14 protein-coding genes are annotated in these 15,844 nt (G+C 62.3%); 6 read left to right on the top strand and 8 right to left on the bottom strand.

Annotation, left to right across the window (positions count from 1 at the left end; translation table 11 throughout):
• Window positions 1-87: 87 nt before the first annotated feature.
• Window positions 88-1,563: an NAD-dependent succinate-semialdehyde dehydrogenase gene (locus WDB88_RS15485; RefSeq protein WP_330629417.1), complete on the bottom strand. Its 1,476-nt coding sequence runs from the start codon at window positions 1,561-1,563 to the stop codon at window positions 88-90.
• Entirely contained in the window at window positions 1,556-2,848 is a 1,293-nt protein-coding gene (locus tag WDB88_RS15480; RefSeq protein WP_330629416.1) for a 4-aminobutyrate--2-oxoglutarate transaminase, read from the bottom strand. The genes WDB88_RS15485 and WDB88_RS15480 overlap by 8 nt, the downstream gene beginning before the upstream one ends.
• Before the next feature lie 125 nt (window positions 2,849-2,973).
• Here WDB88_RS15480 and WDB88_RS15475 point away from each other — a divergent pair, with 125 nt between their 5' ends.
• A complete protein-coding gene (locus WDB88_RS15475) occupies window positions 2,974-3,549 on the top strand; it encodes a cupin domain-containing protein (protein WP_330629415.1) in 576 nt (191 codons plus the stop codon).
• A gap of 226 nt (window positions 3,550-3,775) precedes the next feature.
• Here WDB88_RS15475 and WDB88_RS15470 read toward each other — a convergent pair whose 3' ends face one another.
• The 5 genes from WDB88_RS15470 to WDB88_RS15450 are packed head-to-tail and all read right to left on the bottom strand — an operon-like array spanning window position 3,776 to window position 8,796.
• Window positions 3,776-4,633, bottom strand: coding sequence for a phosphodiesterase (locus tag WDB88_RS15470; protein ID WP_339109934.1), 858 nt, complete (start codon window positions 4,631-4,633; stop codon window positions 3,776-3,778).
• Window positions 4,630-5,919: an ABC transporter substrate-binding protein gene (locus WDB88_RS15465; protein ID WP_339109933.1), complete on the bottom strand. Its 1,290-nt coding sequence runs from the start codon at window positions 5,917-5,919 to the stop codon at window positions 4,630-4,632. The genes WDB88_RS15470 and WDB88_RS15465 overlap by 4 nt, the downstream gene beginning before the upstream one ends.
• 38 nt (window positions 5,920-5,957) lie before the next feature.
• The gene (locus tag WDB88_RS15460) at window positions 5,958-6,776 is read right to left on the bottom strand and encodes a carbohydrate ABC transporter permease (RefSeq protein WP_339109932.1); all 819 of its coding nucleotides are present in this window, start codon (window positions 6,774-6,776) and stop codon (window positions 5,958-5,960) included.
• Window positions 6,776-7,669: a sugar ABC transporter permease gene (locus WDB88_RS15455; RefSeq protein WP_339109931.1), complete on the bottom strand. Its 894-nt coding sequence runs from the start codon at window positions 7,667-7,669 to the stop codon at window positions 6,776-6,778. Before WDB88_RS15455 ends, WDB88_RS15460 begins: the two co-directional genes overlap by 1 nt.
• The gene (locus WDB88_RS15450; RefSeq protein ID WP_339109930.1) at window positions 7,666-8,796 is read right to left on the bottom strand and encodes an ABC transporter ATP-binding protein; all 1,131 of its coding nucleotides are present in this window, start codon (window positions 8,794-8,796) and stop codon (window positions 7,666-7,668) included. The genes WDB88_RS15455 and WDB88_RS15450 overlap by 4 nt, the downstream gene beginning before the upstream one ends.
• A gap of 273 nt (window positions 8,797-9,069) precedes the next feature.
• On the opposite strand from WDB88_RS15450, the gene WDB88_RS15445 reads away from it, so the two are divergent.
• From WDB88_RS15445 to trpB, 5 genes are all read left to right on the top strand, one after another.
• Window positions 9,070-10,461, top strand: coding sequence for an ethanolamine ammonia-lyase subunit EutB (locus WDB88_RS15445; RefSeq protein WP_339109929.1), 1,392 nt, complete (start codon window positions 9,070-9,072; stop codon window positions 10,459-10,461).
• Between the two features lie 9 nt (window positions 10,462-10,470).
• The gene (eutC, locus tag WDB88_RS15440; protein ID WP_339109928.1) at window positions 10,471-11,241 is read left to right on the top strand and encodes an ethanolamine ammonia-lyase subunit EutC; all 771 of its coding nucleotides are present in this window, start codon (window positions 10,471-10,473) and stop codon (window positions 11,239-11,241) included.
• A 40-nt stretch (window positions 11,242-11,281) separates the two neighbouring features.
• On the top strand, window positions 11,282-12,646 hold the full coding sequence (gene eat, locus WDB88_RS15435; RefSeq protein WP_330629405.1) for an ethanolamine permease: 1,365 nt from the start codon (window positions 11,282-11,284) through the stop codon (window positions 12,644-12,646).
• A 175-nt stretch (window positions 12,647-12,821) separates the two neighbouring features.
• Complete coding sequence (locus tag WDB88_RS15430) at window positions 12,822-13,844, top strand: AraC family transcriptional regulator (RefSeq protein ID WP_339109927.1); 1,023 nt, start codon at window positions 12,822-12,824, stop codon at window positions 13,842-13,844.
• Window positions 13,845-13,992: 148 nt separating this feature from the next.
• The gene (trpB, locus tag WDB88_RS15425; protein WP_330629403.1) at window positions 13,993-15,231 is read left to right on the top strand and encodes a tryptophan synthase subunit beta; all 1,239 of its coding nucleotides are present in this window, start codon (window positions 13,993-13,995) and stop codon (window positions 15,229-15,231) included.
• A 116-nt stretch (window positions 15,232-15,347) separates the two neighbouring features.
• On the opposite strand, the gene WDB88_RS15420 is transcribed toward trpB, so the two are convergent.
• A complete protein-coding gene (locus WDB88_RS15420; protein WP_339109926.1) occupies window positions 15,348-15,839 on the bottom strand; it encodes a MarR family transcriptional regulator in 492 nt (163 codons plus the stop codon).
• Window positions 15,840-15,844: the final 5 nt, after the last annotated feature.

Genomic DNA, 15,844 nt, shown 5'->3' with positions numbered 1-15,844 from the left:
CAGGGGGGCGCGTGCGACGAGCCAGCAAAGACGGGCCAAGAAGAGGGGCCAAGAAAAAAGCCCCCGTATGACCGGGGGCTTTTGAGATTATTTGATCCCGCCGAAGCAGAGATTCTTGATTTCGAGATAGTCATCGCAGCCGTATTTGGAGCCTTCGCGCCCCTGACCGGATTGCTTGATCCCGCCGAAGGGAGCGATTTCCGAGGAGATGGCACCGGTATTGATGCCCACCATCCCTGTTTCCAGCGCCTCGCCCACGCGCCATGCACGTTTGAGATCGCCGGTGTAGAAATAGCTCGCCAGACCGAATTCGGTGTCATTGGCAAAGGCAACCGCATCGGCTTCGGTGTCGAATTTGACCAGCGGTGCCAAAGGACCGAAGGTCTCTTCCGAGGCCACCTTCATCTCTTGCGTCACCCCTGCCAGCAGCGTCGGCTCGTGGAAGGTGCCGCCCAGATTGGAGCGTTTGCCGCCCGTCAGAACGGTCGCGCCCTTGGACACGGCATCGGCAATGTGATCCTCGACCTTGGCCAGAGCCGCGGTGTTGATCAGCGGGCCGGTGGTGGTGCCTTCGGTGAAGCCATCGCCCAGCGTCAGCGCGCCCATCGCCTTGGCCAGCTTTTCGGCGAAAGCATCATAGACGCCTGCCTGCACATAGATGCGGTTCGCGCAGACGCAGGTCTGACCGTTATTGCGGAACTTGGCGATCATCGCGCCTTGCACCGCTGCATCCAGATCGGCATCGTCGAACACGATGAACGGCGCATTGCCGCCCAGTTCCAGCGAGATCTTCTTGACCGTGTCGGCCCCCTGACGCATCAGGATCTTGCCCACGCGGGTGGAGCCGGTGAAGGTCATTTTGGCGACCTTCGGGCTGTCGCACAGGGCTTTGCCGATGCCCGACGCATCCAGACCGGTGACGATGTTGAACACACCTGCGGGCACGCCTGCGCGCTCGATCAGCACCGTCAGAGCCAGCGCCGAAAGCGGCGTGAACTCGGAGGGGCGGGCCACCATCGTGCAGCCTGCGGCCAAGGCGGGAGCCAGCTTGCGGGCCAGCATCGCATTGGGGAAGTTCCACGGCGTGATCGCCCCCACAACGCCCACCGGCTGCTTGATCACAACCATGCGGATATCGGTCGCATGGCCCGGAATGAAGTCGCCATAAAGACGTTTGGCTTCTTCCGAGAACCATTCGACATAGGAGGCCCCGTACAGGACTTCGCCGCGGGCTTCGGCCCAGGGCTTGCCCATCTCGGCGGTCAGGATCGTGGCCAGATCATCGGCATTGGCCACCATCAGGTCATACAGCTTGCGCAGGATCGCGCCACGCTCTTTGCCGGTTTTCGCCGCCCAGGCCGCTTTCGCTGCGAAGGCCGCGTCAATCGCGCGTTGGGTGTCCTCGACGGTAAGATCCGGCACTTCGGCCAGTTTCTCGCCGGTCGAGGGGTTGTCGACCGTGAAGGTCTTGGCCGCAGCCACCCATTCGCCATTGATATAGGCGCGCGTCTCCAGCAGAGACGCGTCCTTCAGTTTTGCTGCGAGATCTGCGCGATCAAGCATTGGCCAGTTCCTTGGCGCCTTTCACGGCTTTCACCGCGTCGGTCAGGATGGTCATGGCTTCGTCGAATTGCGCATCCGGAATGGTGATCGGCGCGAGGAAGCGGATGACGTTGCCATAGACGCCACAGGTCAGCAGCAGCAGGCCGCGTTCCAGGGCTGCCAGACGGATCTTGTTGGTCAGCTCGGTGGCGGGGGTGCCGTCATCATTCATGAATTCTGCGGCAACCATGAAGCCCGGGCCACGCACTTCGGTCAGTTCCGGCACGATGGTCTTGAGCTCTTCCAGCTTGGTTTTCAGCTTGTCGCCCAGCAGGTTTGCACGGTCGCAGAGTTTTTCTTCCGCGATCACATCCAGCACGGCATTGGCTGCCGCGATGGCCAGCGGGTTGCCGCCATAGGTGCCACCCAGACCGCCGGGGCCTGCGGCATCCATGATTTCGGCGCGGCCAACGACGCCTGCGATCGGGAAGCCGCCACCCAGCGATTTCGCCATCGTGATCAGGTCCGCGGCCGATTCATGCTGTTCCATCGCGAAGACGGTGCCGGTGCGGGCGAAGCCGGTTTGGACTTCGTCTGCGATCATCACGATGCCATGCTTGTCGCAAAGGGCACGGATGCGGTTGACGAATTCTTTCGGTGCGGGCACGAAACCGCCTTCACCTTGCACGGGCTCCAGCACGATGGCGGCCACGCGGGCCGGATCGACATCGGCTTTGAACAGTTTCTCGATGGCATTCATGCTGTCATCGATCGACACGCCATGTGCTTCATAGGGGTAGGGCGCGTGGAAGACATCGCCCATCAGCGGACCGAAGCCGATTTTGTAGGGCGCGACTTTGCCGGTCATGGCCATGGTCATGAAGGTCCGGCCGTGGAAGCCGCCTTGGAAGGTGATCACAGCCGAGCGGTTGGTGTGAGCGCGTGCAATTTTCACGGCGTTTTCAAGCGCTTCTGCGCCGGTCGTTACGAAGACGGTTTTCTTGGCGAAATCGCCCGGTGCCAGGGCGTTGATGCGCTCTGCCAGACGCACATAGTTCTCGTAGGGGATGACTTGGTGGCAGGTATGGGTGAAGGCATCCAGCTGCGCCTTGACGGCCTCGATGACTTTCGGGTGACGGTGGCCGGTGTTCAGCACGGCGATACCGGAGGCGAAATCCAGCAGACGGTTGCCATCGGCATCCCAGATTTCGGTGTTTTCTGCGCGAACCGCATAGTGGTCGGTCAGAACGCCGACGCCACGGGCGAGGGCGGCTTTGCGGCGGGATTCGATGTCTGCGTTTGCCATGAGGGTGATCCTGTTGAGAAGCAATGATTGGAACCCAGCCTATCGGGATTTGGAAACTTAAAAAGTCTGTTTCTTGTTGCGGGTAAGGTGTTGTATACTCGTCATGAATTTGTAAGGTTTGATCAATGGTGAACACTCACAACACGACTTCTCAGGATAAGGAGCTTGGCCACAGGCTGCGCGTGATTCGAGAGCGTGCGGGGTTGTCGCAGCGCGCCCTTGCCAAAAAGGTGGCGGTGCCCAATTCGACTATCTCCTTGATTGAATCGGGAAAGATGAACCCCTCGGTCGGGGCTTTGCGTAAGATCCTTGACGGGATACCGATCAGCCTTTCGGCCTTTTTCGAATTCCAGCCCGATGCGGAACGGCAGATTTTCTATGAATCCGCCGAGCTGACAGAGATCGGCAAGGGGAAATTGTCGCTGCGCCAGATCGGCGGCACGCTGTTTGGCCGCGCGATGATGATCCTGCAAGAGACCTATGAACCAGGGGCTGATACGGGCCGTGTGATGTATGGCCACGAGGGCGAGGAGGGCGGGATCGTCATTTCGGGCCGTGTCGAGATCACCGTGGGTGAGGAACGCAAGGTGCTCGGGCCGGGGGATGCCTATTACTTCGACAGCCGTCTGCCGCACCGTTTCCGGCAGGTCGGGGCCGAACCCTGCGTCGTCATTAGCGCCTGTACACCGCCAACATTCTGACAGGAGAGGCGTTTTCTCGCCTTGTCGGGCCGCCTCCGCCTTCCATCCGCCGCCGTGGTCGTGCTGGAACCGGCCCATTCCCAGCTGCGGTTGCGCCAGTCGCAAACCTCCCGACAGTCGCAAAGCGCCTGTTGCTATATACCCGTCCGCGCGCTCCCTGTCGTCACGGCGCCCTGACCGGAAGATGCGTTGCCTTCGGACACAGAGCGGCACGGGCGGCGGCGGGTCAGGGGCCGTCGCAGATGGGGGCCTGCACCGTGGGCACCTGTCCGGCCTCGGCCATGAAGGCCCGAAAGCCCAGCCCGTCGAGGAAGATCACGCGGTAGTGGGCGTGGCCATTGGTCCACCACGGGTCGGGTCGGTCGATCTCGGTGATGAAGCGATGTGCGCAGGCCTGACCTGCACTATAGGCGATGCCCTCGGGCGAGGTGCCCGCAAGCGGCATATGGATATGGCCGAAGACGATATGGCGGATGCCCTGCGGGTGGGCGGCCAGCCGCGCCATCACGCGGCCCTCGTCATGCAGGCTGATCTGCCGGAAATGGCCGATACCGTCGTCCATCGGCGGGTGGTGGATGAAAATGGTGGGCGGCAATGGCCCCGCGCCTTGCAGCGCCTCATCCAGAAATTCCATCCGGTCCGGCCCGAAGATACCGCCGATGACGCCCGCCTCATGGGTATCCAGAAAGATCAGCCGCCCGAAATCCGTGTCCTGCCAGCCCTGCACATAGCCATTTCCGTCCAGCGGGTGCTCGGGGAAGGCGGCGATGAAATTCGGCCGGTCATCATGATTGCCCAGCATCAAGCGCACGGGGAAGGGCACAGGCGCCAAGATCTCGTGCAGAAGGTCATAGGCCTCTGGGTCGCCGTGATTGCACAGATCGCCGGTGATCACCATCAGGTCGGCATCCGCGTGGCGGGTCAGGATATCGTCAATCGCCGCGCGCATCTGCGCCTCGGGGTCCACCCTATTGGCCAATTGGCCTGCGGGCATCAGATGGGTGTCGGTCAGCTGGATGATCTTCATGGCTCTGCTTTCAAAGGTCATGCGGGAGGCCAGAGCCCCCCGCATAATGTGGGTCATTCCATCAGCGCGTTGGTCTGTTCGACGATCTGCTTGAGGCCCTCCTCGGGCGAGACCTCGCCGCGCATCACGGTGCCGATGATGTCACGCTGGGTGCGCCAGATACGGACCGAGTCCCCACCCGGATAGCCCGCCCAGGGCAGCGACTTGTCGGCCTGAAGCGAGGCGGTCTTCACATTGGGATGCTCTGCGTAATAGGGCGCGAGATAGGCCTCGCCGGTGGCGTTTTTGTTGGTCGGCAGATAGCCCGTGATGCGTACGATCACGTTCTGCGCCTCGGGGCCGGTGATCCATTTGAGATATTTCCACGCGGCCTCCTGCTTCGCCTTATCCTGCGTCAGGATCACCGCCGAATTGCCACCCGTCGGCACGCCGCCCTTTTCCTTGTCATCAAGCGGGAAGGTCGCGGTGGTCAGTGTGAAACGGTCACCCACAAGGCCCTCGATGGTCTGCACATGGGCAGGGGTCGAGACCATGAAGCCCGTCTTGCCTGCACCAAACTGCTGGCGCGCCTGATCCCAGTCGAAGGTAGGCGCATTGGCATCAACCGCCATCTGGCGGATCATCTTCAGCGCGTTCAGGCCGATCTCATTGTCGAAAGCCACCTTGCCGGTTTCCTCATCGACCAGCTTGCCGCCCTGTTCAAAGATCAGCGCCTGCCACAGCCAGTCATCCGGCCAGCCCGCGATATCATAGGCCATGCCGGCCATATCGGGGTGCATCTGGTGGATCTTGGCGCCAAGCGCGATCAGCTCGGGCATGGTGTCGGGCATGTTCTCAGGGTCGGCGCCTGCTTCTTTGACCAGCTCGGAATTGATATAGAGGATCGGCGAAGACGCATTGACCGGCAGGCCGTATTGCTTGCCATCGATCTGGCCAAGCGCCGCCATATTGGGCGAGTAGTTTTTATCGAGGAAAGACTGACCGCCCTCGGCTTCGATGAAGGGACCAAGATCGGTGATCTGGCCGCGCGGCTCCAGCGTATGGACCAGCTCGGCGGTCAGGTTATAGCCCGAGAAATAGACATCCGGCAGATCGCCGGTCACCGCCGAGCGCAGCACCTGCGCCTGACCGTCGGTGTAATTGGCGGCGGGCGCGAGGAAGTTGATTTTCACATCGGGGTTGTTCTTCTCGAATTCCTCGGCCAGCGGCTGATGGAATTTCGTAAAGCCCGGCATGTTATACAGCACATTCAGCGTGACCTCCTGCGCCATGGCGGGCAGCGCCATCAGCAAAGCGGCAGAGGTGGCAAGCCCCGTCAGAACGGTGCGGCGGGTGGGATACATGGGAAAACTCCGGTTCGGTTGGGAGGAAACAGGCTGGGTCATTTGACGCCCGCCATAGTGATGCCCGCGATGAATTGGCGGCGGGCAAGGAGGAAACAGACGACCATCGGCGCGGTGATCAGACAGGCTCCGGCCATGAGCGCACCGTAATTGGTGCCGGTTTCGGCATCGGCAAAGAACAGCATGCCAAGCGGCGGCGGCGCCAGTTCGGTACGATTGACCACGATCATCGGCCAGTAGAGGTCGTTCCAATGGGCGACCACGGAAAATACCGCGAAGGCCGCAAGCGAGGGCAGCGAGGCGCGCAGCACCAACCGCCAGCAGATTTCCATTTCCGAAAACCCGTCCAGACGCGCGGCCTCGATGATCTCGTCGGGATAGGAGCGGAAGGACTGGTGGAAGAGGAAGATCGCGAAGACCGACAGGAAGAACGGCGCCATCATCGCGAAATAGGTATTGAGCATCTGCGCCTTGGCCAGCCCCACGAAGAGAGGCAGCGCCAGCGCCTGCATCGGCACACAGAGGGCCGCCACAATTACCGACAGCAATATCTTACGGCCCGGAAAGCGCAGTTTCGCCAGCGCATAGGCACAGGGCACAGCCGTCAGCACCTGCACGATCAGGATGCCCGCGCAGACGATCACCCCGTTGAGCATGAAGCGCGCCATGGGCACCGAGGTCGCTGCCTGATGGAAGTTCTCACCGCCCGAGAAGTCCTTGGGGATCGGCCAGAGCGAGATGTCGAAAATCTCGGAAGGCGAGCGGATCGCGGTCAGCACCATCCAGTAGAAGGGCAGAAGCATCACCACAGCGCCAAGGCCCAGCACCAGATGGGGAAGGTATTTCGAGGCGCGCATCAGTAATGGACCTTCTTTTCAAGGTGGAGCGTCTGGCCGATCGACAAGACCAGCACGACACAGAGGAAGATCAGCGTCAGCGCCGCCGCATAGCCCGTGTTGGAATAATCGAACCCTTCGAGATAGAGCGCGTAAAGCAGCGTCTCCGACCCCGCACGGCCCTTGGTCAGCACGGCCACGGTTTCGAACACCTTGAAGGCGGAAATCGAGGTGGTCACCGTGACAAACATCGTCGTCGGCCCCAGCATCGGCCAAGTCACGGTGAGAAACCGGTCGATGGGGGATTTCGCACCATCCAGACGCGCGGCCTCATGCAGGTCCTGCGGAATGGCGGTCAGCCCTGCCAGAAACAGCACCATATTGAAGCCCACCACCTGCCACACGCCGATCAGCGCCATGGTCGGGATCAGAAGCCAAGGGGTGCCAAGAAATTGCACCGCGTCAAAGCCCAGCCATGTAATGACCGCATTCACCGGCCCAAGGGTCGGATGCAGCAGGAACTGCCAGACGGTGGCCATGGCAACCAGAGTGGCGGTCACGGGCAGGAAATAGGCAACTTCCCACAGCCCCCGCGTGCGCCTGCGCCCATGCACCAAAAGCGCCACGCCAAGCGCCAGAAAGATGCCGCAGGGAATAACAATCGCTGCATAAAGCACGGTATTCCAGAAGGCGCGCAGGAAGACCGGATCATGGAAGGCCTTGGTAAAGTTCGACAGCCCCACAAACTTCCAGCGGATCGCGCCCAGCTGGTAGTCGGTCAGCGAAAACCCCGCCAAGGTGATCAGCGGCAGGATATAGATCGCCAGCAGCAGCACGACGGCAGGCGCGGCAAAAAGCATGCCCTTGTTGATTTTACGGCGCGGGCGGGCGTAGCCGAGGTCTAGGACGCTCATGCCACCACCTGCTGACGTAGGCGCGGGGTCAGGCGCTGGCCATCCGCGCCGAAGACATGCAGCGCCTCGGGCGCAAAGCCCAGATGCACCTGCCCCAAGGGTCGCGGCAGAGAGGCACTTTGGCGCAGGGTCACCGAGAGCGTCTCATCGGCCAGCAGACAGCAGGTCACATAGCGGTCGGCACCATGGGTCTCGATCCGTGTGACGCGCGCAGAAAGCCCCGTGGCCGTCAGATGGATATCCTCGGCGCGCAGCCCCAAGGTCACCGGCCCCGCCTGACGGATACGCATATCCAGAACCTCGCCCAGCAGGCGCAAGCGGCCATCAGCCAGGCTTTCGGCGGGCAGCAGGTTGATGGTGGGCGCGCCGATAAACCGCGCGACCGTCAGATTGGCAGGGCGGCGATAAAGTTCATCGGGCGTGCCTAATTGCTCGATCCGGCCCTCGGACATCAGCGCGATGCGGTCGGACATGGTCATCGCCTCGACCTGATCATGGGTGACATAGATGAAGGTCGCGCCAAGACGTTTGTGCAGGGCGGCGAGTTCGTCACGCATATGGGCGCGCAGTTTGGCATCAAGGTTCGACAGCGGCTCGTCCATCAGGAAGGCGGCAGGCTGGCGCACCAAAGCCCGCGCAAGCGCCACCCGCTGGCGTTGACCGCCCGAAAGCTGCGCCGGTTTACGGTCCAAAAGCGCCGAGATCTGGAGCACCTCGGCGGCCTGTTCCACGGCATGGTTGATCTCGCGCAGGGTCTCGCGGTTGGCGGTCAGACGCCCGATCAGCGGCAGGCGGTCGATCAGCCGCAGCTTACGCATCCGCAGGGGCGTAGCGATATTCTGGCGCACCGACATATGCGGATAAAGCGCATAGGACTGGAAGACCATCGCCAGATTGCGGTCGGTCGGATCGGTGCCGGTGACATCGGCGCCATTGATCGCGACGCGGCCCTGATCGGCGCTTTCCAGCCCCGCGATGATCCGCAGAAGCGTCGATTTCCCACAGCCCGACATCCCTACCAGTGACAGGAACTCGCCCGCCTGAATGTCGAGGTCGATCCCCTTCAGCACCTTCGTTGTGCCAAATCCCTTGCCGATATTTGTCAGCGTGACGGATTGGGAGGTCATGTCATGTTCCTTTAACTCTGCTTGGGCCAGCAGATGGCGAGGCAAAGTGACACTCATGCTGAGGTTTTGTGAAAGATTTCCAACAAGCGGGCGGGGTTCGCGCGGCGGGGGATGGTTTGCGCGATGCTCGCAATTTTGGCGCGAGCGGTGCTTTTGCTACAGGCGCGCAAACTTGACCGAAGGCGGCAGGGGCGGGCCGATGATTGTCATATGCGGTCAAGTCTTGGCGGGGCAGGATGGGGTAATCTGTCACAGACGCTTACCGGAGGCCCTATGCCCAGCTACCGCCATATGATCGGATCCGAAACCTTCCGCTTCGACAGCCTGACCGCGCTTCTGGCGGCGGCCAGCCCGCAGCGCTCGGGGGACGAGCTGGCAGGGGTGGCTGCCGAAAGCGAGATCGCGCGGGTGGCGGCGCAGATGGCGCTGGCCGATCTGCCGCTGACCGAATTTCTGGCCGAACAGCTTGTGCCCTATGAGGAAGACGAGGTCACCCGCCTGATCTGCGACAGCCATGACCGCGCGGCCTTCGCGCCGGTGGCGCATATGACGGTGGGCCAGTTCCGCGACTGGCTGTTGTCGAATGAGGCCGATGGGGCGGCGCTGAAGGCGCTGGCGCCGGGGCTGACGCCCGAGATGGTGGCCGCTGTCTCTAAATTGATGCGCAACCGTGACCTTATCTCTGTGGCCCGCAAGATCGAGGTAATCACCGCTTTCCGCACCACAATGGGTCTGGCTGGCACGGTCTCGAGCCGCCTGCAACCCAACCACCCGACCGATGATCCGGCGGGCGTGGCCGCCAGCATCATTGACGGGCTGCTTTACGGCATTGGCGATGCGATGATCGGCATCAACCCCGCCACTGATAACGTGCCGCAGGCGATGGCGCTGATCCATTTGCTGGATGAGCTGCGCGAGCGTCACGCGATCCCCACGCAAAGCTGCGTGCTGACCCATGTGACCAATTCCATCGAAATCATCAATCGCGGCGCGCCTCTGGATCTGGTGTTCCAGTCGATTGCGGGCACGGAAAAGGCCAATCGCGGCTTTGGTGTCGATCTGGCGGTGCTGGCCGAGGCGCAGGATGCGGCGCTCTCGCTGAAGCGCGGAACGATGGGTCAGAATGTGATGTATTTCGAGACGGGGCAGGGGGCGGCCCTGTCCGCCGATGCGCATTTCGGCATGGACCAGCAGACGGTGGAAACCCGCGCCTATGCCGTGGCGCGCGCCTTCGATCCGCTTCTGGTGAATACGGTCGTGGGCTTTATCGGGCCGGAATATCTGTTTGACGGCAAGCAGATCACCCGCGCGGGCCTCGAGGACCATTTCTGCGCCAAGCTGATGGGCGTGCCGATGGGGTGCGACGTGTGCTACACCAACCACTCGCATGCCGATCAGGATGATATGGACGGTCTCTTGACGCTTCTGTCCGATGCGGGCTGCCGCTATTTCATCGGCGTGCCGGGGGCGGATGATATCATGCTGAATTACCAGTCGCTGTCCTATCACGACATCCTCTACCTACGCGAAAGTTTCGGCCTCAGGGCTGCGCCCGAATTCGAAAGCTGGCTTGAGGCGCAGGGCATCATCGACAGGGCGGGCCGGATTGCATCCACCCCCAACCGGCTGCTGGCGGAGATGACCCGTCCGGCCCTGAGCGCGTGAGGTCGGCCCATGAGCGATGATCTGACCCGCGACCCCTTTGCCCGCCTTCGCCAAGCCACCCGCGCCCGTATCGGGCTGGGGCGGTCGGGCGCGGGGCTGCCGACCTCTGCGCTGGCGTCTTTCCGGCTGGATGCGGCGCGTGCCCGCGATGCGGTCCATGCGCCTTTGGATGTGGGTGCCCTACAGGACGAGCTGTCCGGTTTTGACACGCTGGCGCTGGCCTCGGCGGCGGCCGACCGGTCTGTCTATTTGCGTCGCCCCGATCTGGGGCGCAAACTGTCGGACGAAAGCCGCAGCGCCTTGCGAGAGGGCGGCTATGATCTGGCCTTTGTGATCTGTGACGGGCTGTCTTCGGCCGCCGTGCAGGCCCATGCGGGCGCGACCTTGCGGGCCGCGCATGAGGCGCTGGCCGATCTGTCGATTGCGCCTGTGGCGATTGTGACCCAAGGCCGCGTGGCCGTGGGCGACGAGATCGGGCAGGGTCTGGGCGCCCGCATGGTGGCCGTGCTGATTGGCGAGCGTCCGGGGCTGACCGTGGCCGATAGCCTTGGCATCTACCTTACCCATAACCCGCAGCCCGGTTGCCCCGATAGCGACCGGAACTGCCTGTCGAATATCCATCTCAGTGGGGGGCAGACGCCGGTTCAGGCGGCCTCCAAACTGGCATGGCTGGTGCGCGAGGCGCGCCGACGGGGCCTGACCGGCACCAAGCTGAAGGAAGAAGCCCCCAGTCTGGCGGCTTCCGAGATCATGCCACTACCAGAACGACCAAAGGACTAAGGCCCGAACGGGTCCATAATAACCAAACAGGGAAAACATCATGTCAACTGGCAAAGCAGGGCTGTCAAAAAGCCTCAACGCCTTCCATCTCTGGGGCCTCGCCGTCGGCCTCGTGATCTCGGGCGAATATTTCGGCTGGAGCTATGGCTGGGAAAGCGCGGGCACGCTGGGCTTTCTGATCACCACGATCATCGTGGCGGCCATGTATACCGCCTTCATCTTCAGCTTTACCGAGCTGACCACCGCGATCCCGCGTGCAGGCGGGCCGTTTGCCTATGCCAACCGCGCCTTCGGTCCCACGGGTGGGGCCATCGCGGGCTTTGCCACGCTGATCGAGTTTCTCTTTGCCCCGCCCGCTATCGCGCTGGCGATCGGCTCCTATCTCAATGTGCAGTTTCCAGGGCTGGACCCGAAACTGGCCGCCGTTTGCGCCTATGTCATCTTTATCGCGCTCAATATCGCAGGGGTGAAGATCGCGGCGACCTTCGAGTTGCTGGTGACGCTGCTGGCGGTCTTCGAGCTGCTGGTCTTCATGGGGGTCGTCGCGCCCGCCTTCTCGGTGACCAATTTCGCAGCCAACGGCTGGGCTGGCGCCAGCGCGTTCTCGCCCGTGGCGATTGGTGGGATCTTTGCCGCGATCCCCTTTGCGATCTGGTTCTTCCTTGCCATTGAAGGCGTCGCTATGGCCGCCGAAGAGGCCAAAGACCCGCGCCGCACCGTACCGAAAGCCTATATCGCAGGCATCCTGACGCTGGTCTTCCTTGCCTTCGGCGTAATGATCATGGCGGGCGGCTCAGGCGACTGGTCGCAGCTGTCCAACCTCAACGACCCGCTGCCGCAAGCGATGATCCGCGTGGTGGGTGAAGGCAGCGGCTGGACCCATATGCTGGTCTGGCTGGGGCTTTTCGGTCTGATCGCGTCCTTCCACGGCATCATCATGGGCTATGCCCGCCAGATGTTCGCCCTGTCGCGCGCCGGTCTGCTGCCCGAGGTCTTCTCGAAGGTCCATCCGCGCTTCCATACGCCGCACGTGGCCACCATTGCAGGCGGGATCGTGGGCATCGTCGCGATCTATTCCGACAGCCTGATCTCGGTTGCGGGCATGTCGCTGACCGCCACCATCGTGACGATGGCCGTCTTTGGCGCGCTGGTGATGTATATCATGTCGATGGCCTCGCTGTTCCGTCTGCGCAAGACCGAACCCGATCTGGACCGCCCGTGGAAAGCCCCCCTGTTCCCGATCCTGCCGGCCATCGCGCTGGGTCTGGCCTGCCTCGCGATGCTGGCGATGATCATCTATAACTTCGAGATCTTCGTGATCTTCGCGGTTCTGATGATCCTCGGCACGACCACCGCCGCCCTGCTGCGCCGCAAGGAAACGGCCACGGCTACGGCGGGCGAATAAGCCGCCCTTGCAACGTCCGGACCGGAAAGATTGCCGCTTGCCCAAGATTTGGGCGAGCGGTTCAACTTTTGGACTTTAGTCGTATTTCGGCCTTGTAGATAAGGTGTGGGCGCATGGCCGTGATTGCGCTAGCCTGAGCCAAGGTTCATTCCGTCCGCGATATGGAGGGATTCAGATGCAGGCTCCGACACCTCAGGTTTTGGCCGCAGCGGCCACCGGAATCGACGGTTTTATCCGCCGTTACAAGCTTTGCCCCGACAGTTTTTTCGGCACATTGGGCTTTGCGCCGGAAACGGCGGGCCAGCCTATGAGCCGGATGGATCTGGACCTTTACTGCCGCATGATGGAACTGGGGGCCGAACGGTCGGGGGATGTGAATTTCGGACTGGCCTATGGGCAGGCGTTCACGCCGGAAATGCTGGGGCTGATCGGCTATATCGCCATAAATTCGCCGGATCTGGGCACGGCGGCGCAAAATCTTACGACCTATTTTCCGTGGCACCAGCAAGGCACCGTGACCGGCTGTCGCCAGCAGGGCGGGCTGACATGGATGAGCTATCGCATCGCGCCGGAGCGTGTGCATCTGCGCGATCAGGATGCGCTGGTCACGCTGGGCATGTTCTCTAACGTTCTGCGTCATGCGGCGGGGGCGGACTGGACGCCCGAACTGATCGAACTGGAACAACCCGAAACCGGCTCGCGTCAGGAAATAGAGGCTGCATTCGGCGCGCCGGTGCGCTTTGGCCGCCCCGCCAATGCGCTGGTTTTCCGCAGCGAAGACGGTGTGCGTGCCATGCCGGGGGCCGATGCCACCCTGCAGCAGCTTTTGCTGTGCAATCTGCGCGCCCTCAGCCTGCGCGAGAATGGCCCCAGCCTGACCGAGGAGGTGGCCGAGGTGATCCGCCTGCATCTGCGTGATGCGGAACTGGATCTTGACCGCCTGTCGGACCGGATGGGCCTGCCGCGCTGGACCTTGCAGCGCCGTCTGCAAGAATGTGGCACCAGTTTCGCGCGTCTGGTCGAAGAGACCCGCCGCGAACAGGCCTGCCGCTATCTGGAAGGGTCGCGCCTGTCGATCTCGCATATCGCGGCAGAGCTGGGCTATTCCGAACCCAGCGCCTTTGTCCGTGCGTTCCGCCGCTGGGAGAATACGTCGCCGTCGCACTATCGCAAGGCCTTCAACGCGTTGCGCCACTGATCTTCCCCGCCCCGCGCGCAAGAACGGATCGCCCTACCGGCGCGCTGTTTTTTGGGGCAGATCGTCTGTTATCACGCAAAAGCGCAATCGCCCGCTTTATCTTCGCCCCCAGCAGGGTTACATGGGGGCAAACATAAGGGAGAAGGTCATGGCCGACGATCTGATCAACAGCTTCATGAATGTGCCGGACGATAATGGCCGGTTCGGGATCTATGGCGGGCGTTTCGTCTCGGAAACGCTGATGCCGCTGATCCTCGATCTGGAGGCGGAATACGAGCGCGCCAAAGTCGACCCGACCTTCTGGGCCGAGATGGACGATCTGTGGAAGCATTATGTCGGCCGCCCCTCGCCGTTATATTACGCGCCCCGCATGACCGAAGAGCTGGGCGGTGCCAAGATCTACCTCAAGCGCGACGAGCTCAACCATACCGGCGCGCATAAGATCAATAACGTGATCGGCCAGATCCTGCTGGCCAAGCGCATGGGCAAGACCCGTATCATCGCGGAAACCGGCGCGGGGCAGCATGGTGTGGCAACGGCCACGGTTTGTGCCAAATTCGGTCTGAAATGCGTGGTCTATATGGGCGCGACCGATGTCGAGCGTCAGGCGCCCAACGTCTTCCGCATGCGTCTTCTGGGGGCCGAAGTGGTGCCCGCGACCTCCGGTCGTGCCACGCTGAAAGATGCCATGAACGAAGCGCTGCGCGATTGGGTGACCAATGTGCGCGACACGTTCTACTGCATCGGCACGGCGGCTGGCCCGCATCCCTACCCGATGATCGTGCGCGATTTCCAGTCGATCATCGGCAAGGAGGTGCGCTGGCAGCTGGCCGAGCAGGAAGGCGAGGGCCGTCTGCCCGATACGCTGGTGGCGGCCCTTGGCGGCGGGTCGAATGCGATGGGGCTGTTCTATCCGTTCCTGAACGACAAATCGGTGAATATCATCGGCGTCGAGGCGGGCGGGCACGGCGTGAACGAGAAGATGGAGCATTGCGCCTCGCTGACCGGCGGGCGTCCGGGGGTGCTGCATGGCAACCGCACCTATCTTCTGCAAGATGCCGATGGCCAGATCCTTGAGGGCCATTCGATCTCGGCGGGTCTCGACTATCCCGGTATCGGGCCGGAACATGCCTGGTTGCATGATACGGGCCGTGCGAACTATGTCTCGATCACCGATAAAGAGGCGCTGGAGGCGTTCCAGTTCTCCTGCCGTACCGAAGGCATCATTCCTGCGCTCGAGCCCAGCCATGCGCTGGCGCATGTCATGAAGATCGCGCCGACCCTGCCCAAAGACCATATCATCGTGATGAATATGTGCGGGCGCGGCGACAAGGATATCTTCGCGGTCGCCAAGCATCTGGGGTTCGATATCCAGACCGAACGCTAAGTCCGGACAGAGCATGCCCGAAGCCATGAGACCGGCTTCGGGCTTTTTCCTGCGGTGGCATGGTGCGCCTCTGCAGGGCGGGGCCTTGGCGCATGGCGCGACGGTATGGCCGCGCGTCAGTCTTTCTTTTTATTCTTTTTCAGTAGCTTCGTCGGATCGGCTGCGGTGGCCTTCGCAAGGCTGTCAGGGTCGAGCGCCGTCAGTTGCCGCAGCCAGATGTTGAGTTGCGACGAGATCTCGGCCAGCGCGGGCAGTCGCGGGTCTTCGGTGGCATGGGCGGCAAAGGCCTCGGCCAGAGGTTCGAACGTCTTGCGCTGGCGCTCGATCATCAGCTTGCGCAGCAGGGCCCAGGGATCCGCATCCGCCACATAGAAATCCTTCCGGCTGCCGGGGCTGCGGGCCTGCTGGACCAAGCCGATTTCCCGCAGCTCCTTCAGGGCGGTCGAGACATTCGAGCGCGAAATGCCCAGAAGGGTGACCAGATCATCTGCCGAGGGGTTCTGTGCCGCGCGCCAGATTGCCCCCAGACACATCGCGGCAGGTCGGCTCAGGCCAAGCTGTGCGGCATTGTCTGACAGGATGCGCGAAAGCGGGGGAAGGGAGGTCATGCGGG

It is taken from the genome of Thioclava sp. GXIMD4216, assembly GCF_037949285.1.
Taxonomy (GTDB): domain Bacteria; phylum Pseudomonadota; class Alphaproteobacteria; order Rhodobacterales; family Rhodobacteraceae; genus Thioclava; species Thioclava litoralis.
Note: the sequence above shows the minus strand (reverse complement) of the source record. Positions and strands in the feature narration are given on the sequence as shown.

Coding starts and splice junctions, on each gene's coding strand:
- WDB88_RS15480 (WP_330629416.1), bottom strand. CDS start 2,848: ATGGCAAACGCAGACATCGAATCCCGCCGCAAAGCCGCCCTCGCCCGT.
- WDB88_RS15465 (WP_339109933.1), bottom strand. CDS start 5,919: ATGTATCCCACCCGCCGCACCGTTCTGACGGGGCTTGCCACCTCTGCC.
- WDB88_RS15455 (WP_339109931.1), bottom strand. CDS start 7,669: ATGAGCGTCCTAGACCTCGGCTACGCCCGCCCGCGCCGTAAAATCAAC.
- WDB88_RS15450 (WP_339109930.1), bottom strand. CDS start 8,796: ATGACCTCCCAATCCGTCACGCTGACAAATATCGGCAAGGGATTTGGC.
- eutC (WP_339109928.1), top strand. CDS start 10,471: ATGAGCGATGATCTGACCCGCGACCCCTTTGCCCGCCTTCGCCAAGCC.
- WDB88_RS15470 (WP_339109934.1), bottom strand. CDS start 4,633: ATGACCCACATTATGCGGGGGGCTCTGGCCTCCCGCATGACCTTTGAA.
- WDB88_RS15445 (WP_339109929.1), top strand. CDS start 9,070: ATGCCCAGCTACCGCCATATGATCGGATCCGAAACCTTCCGCTTCGAC.
- WDB88_RS15460 (WP_339109932.1), bottom strand. CDS start 6,776: ATGCGCGCCTCGAAATACCTTCCCCATCTGGTGCTGGGCCTTGGCGCT.
- trpB (WP_330629403.1), top strand. CDS start 13,993: ATGGCCGACGATCTGATCAACAGCTTCATGAATGTGCCGGACGATAAT.
- WDB88_RS15420 (WP_339109926.1), bottom strand. CDS start 15,839: ATGACCTCCCTTCCCCCGCTTTCGCGCATCCTGTCAGACAATGCCGCA.
- eat (WP_330629405.1), top strand. CDS start 11,282: ATGTCAACTGGCAAAGCAGGGCTGTCAAAAAGCCTCAACGCCTTCCAT.
- WDB88_RS15475 (WP_330629415.1), top strand. CDS start 2,974: ATGGTGAACACTCACAACACGACTTCTCAGGATAAGGAGCTTGGCCAC.
- WDB88_RS15430 (WP_339109927.1), top strand. CDS start 12,822: ATGCAGGCTCCGACACCTCAGGTTTTGGCCGCAGCGGCCACCGGAATC.
- WDB88_RS15485 (WP_330629417.1), bottom strand. CDS start 1,563: ATGCTTGATCGCGCAGATCTCGCAGCAAAACTGAAGGACGCGTCTCTG.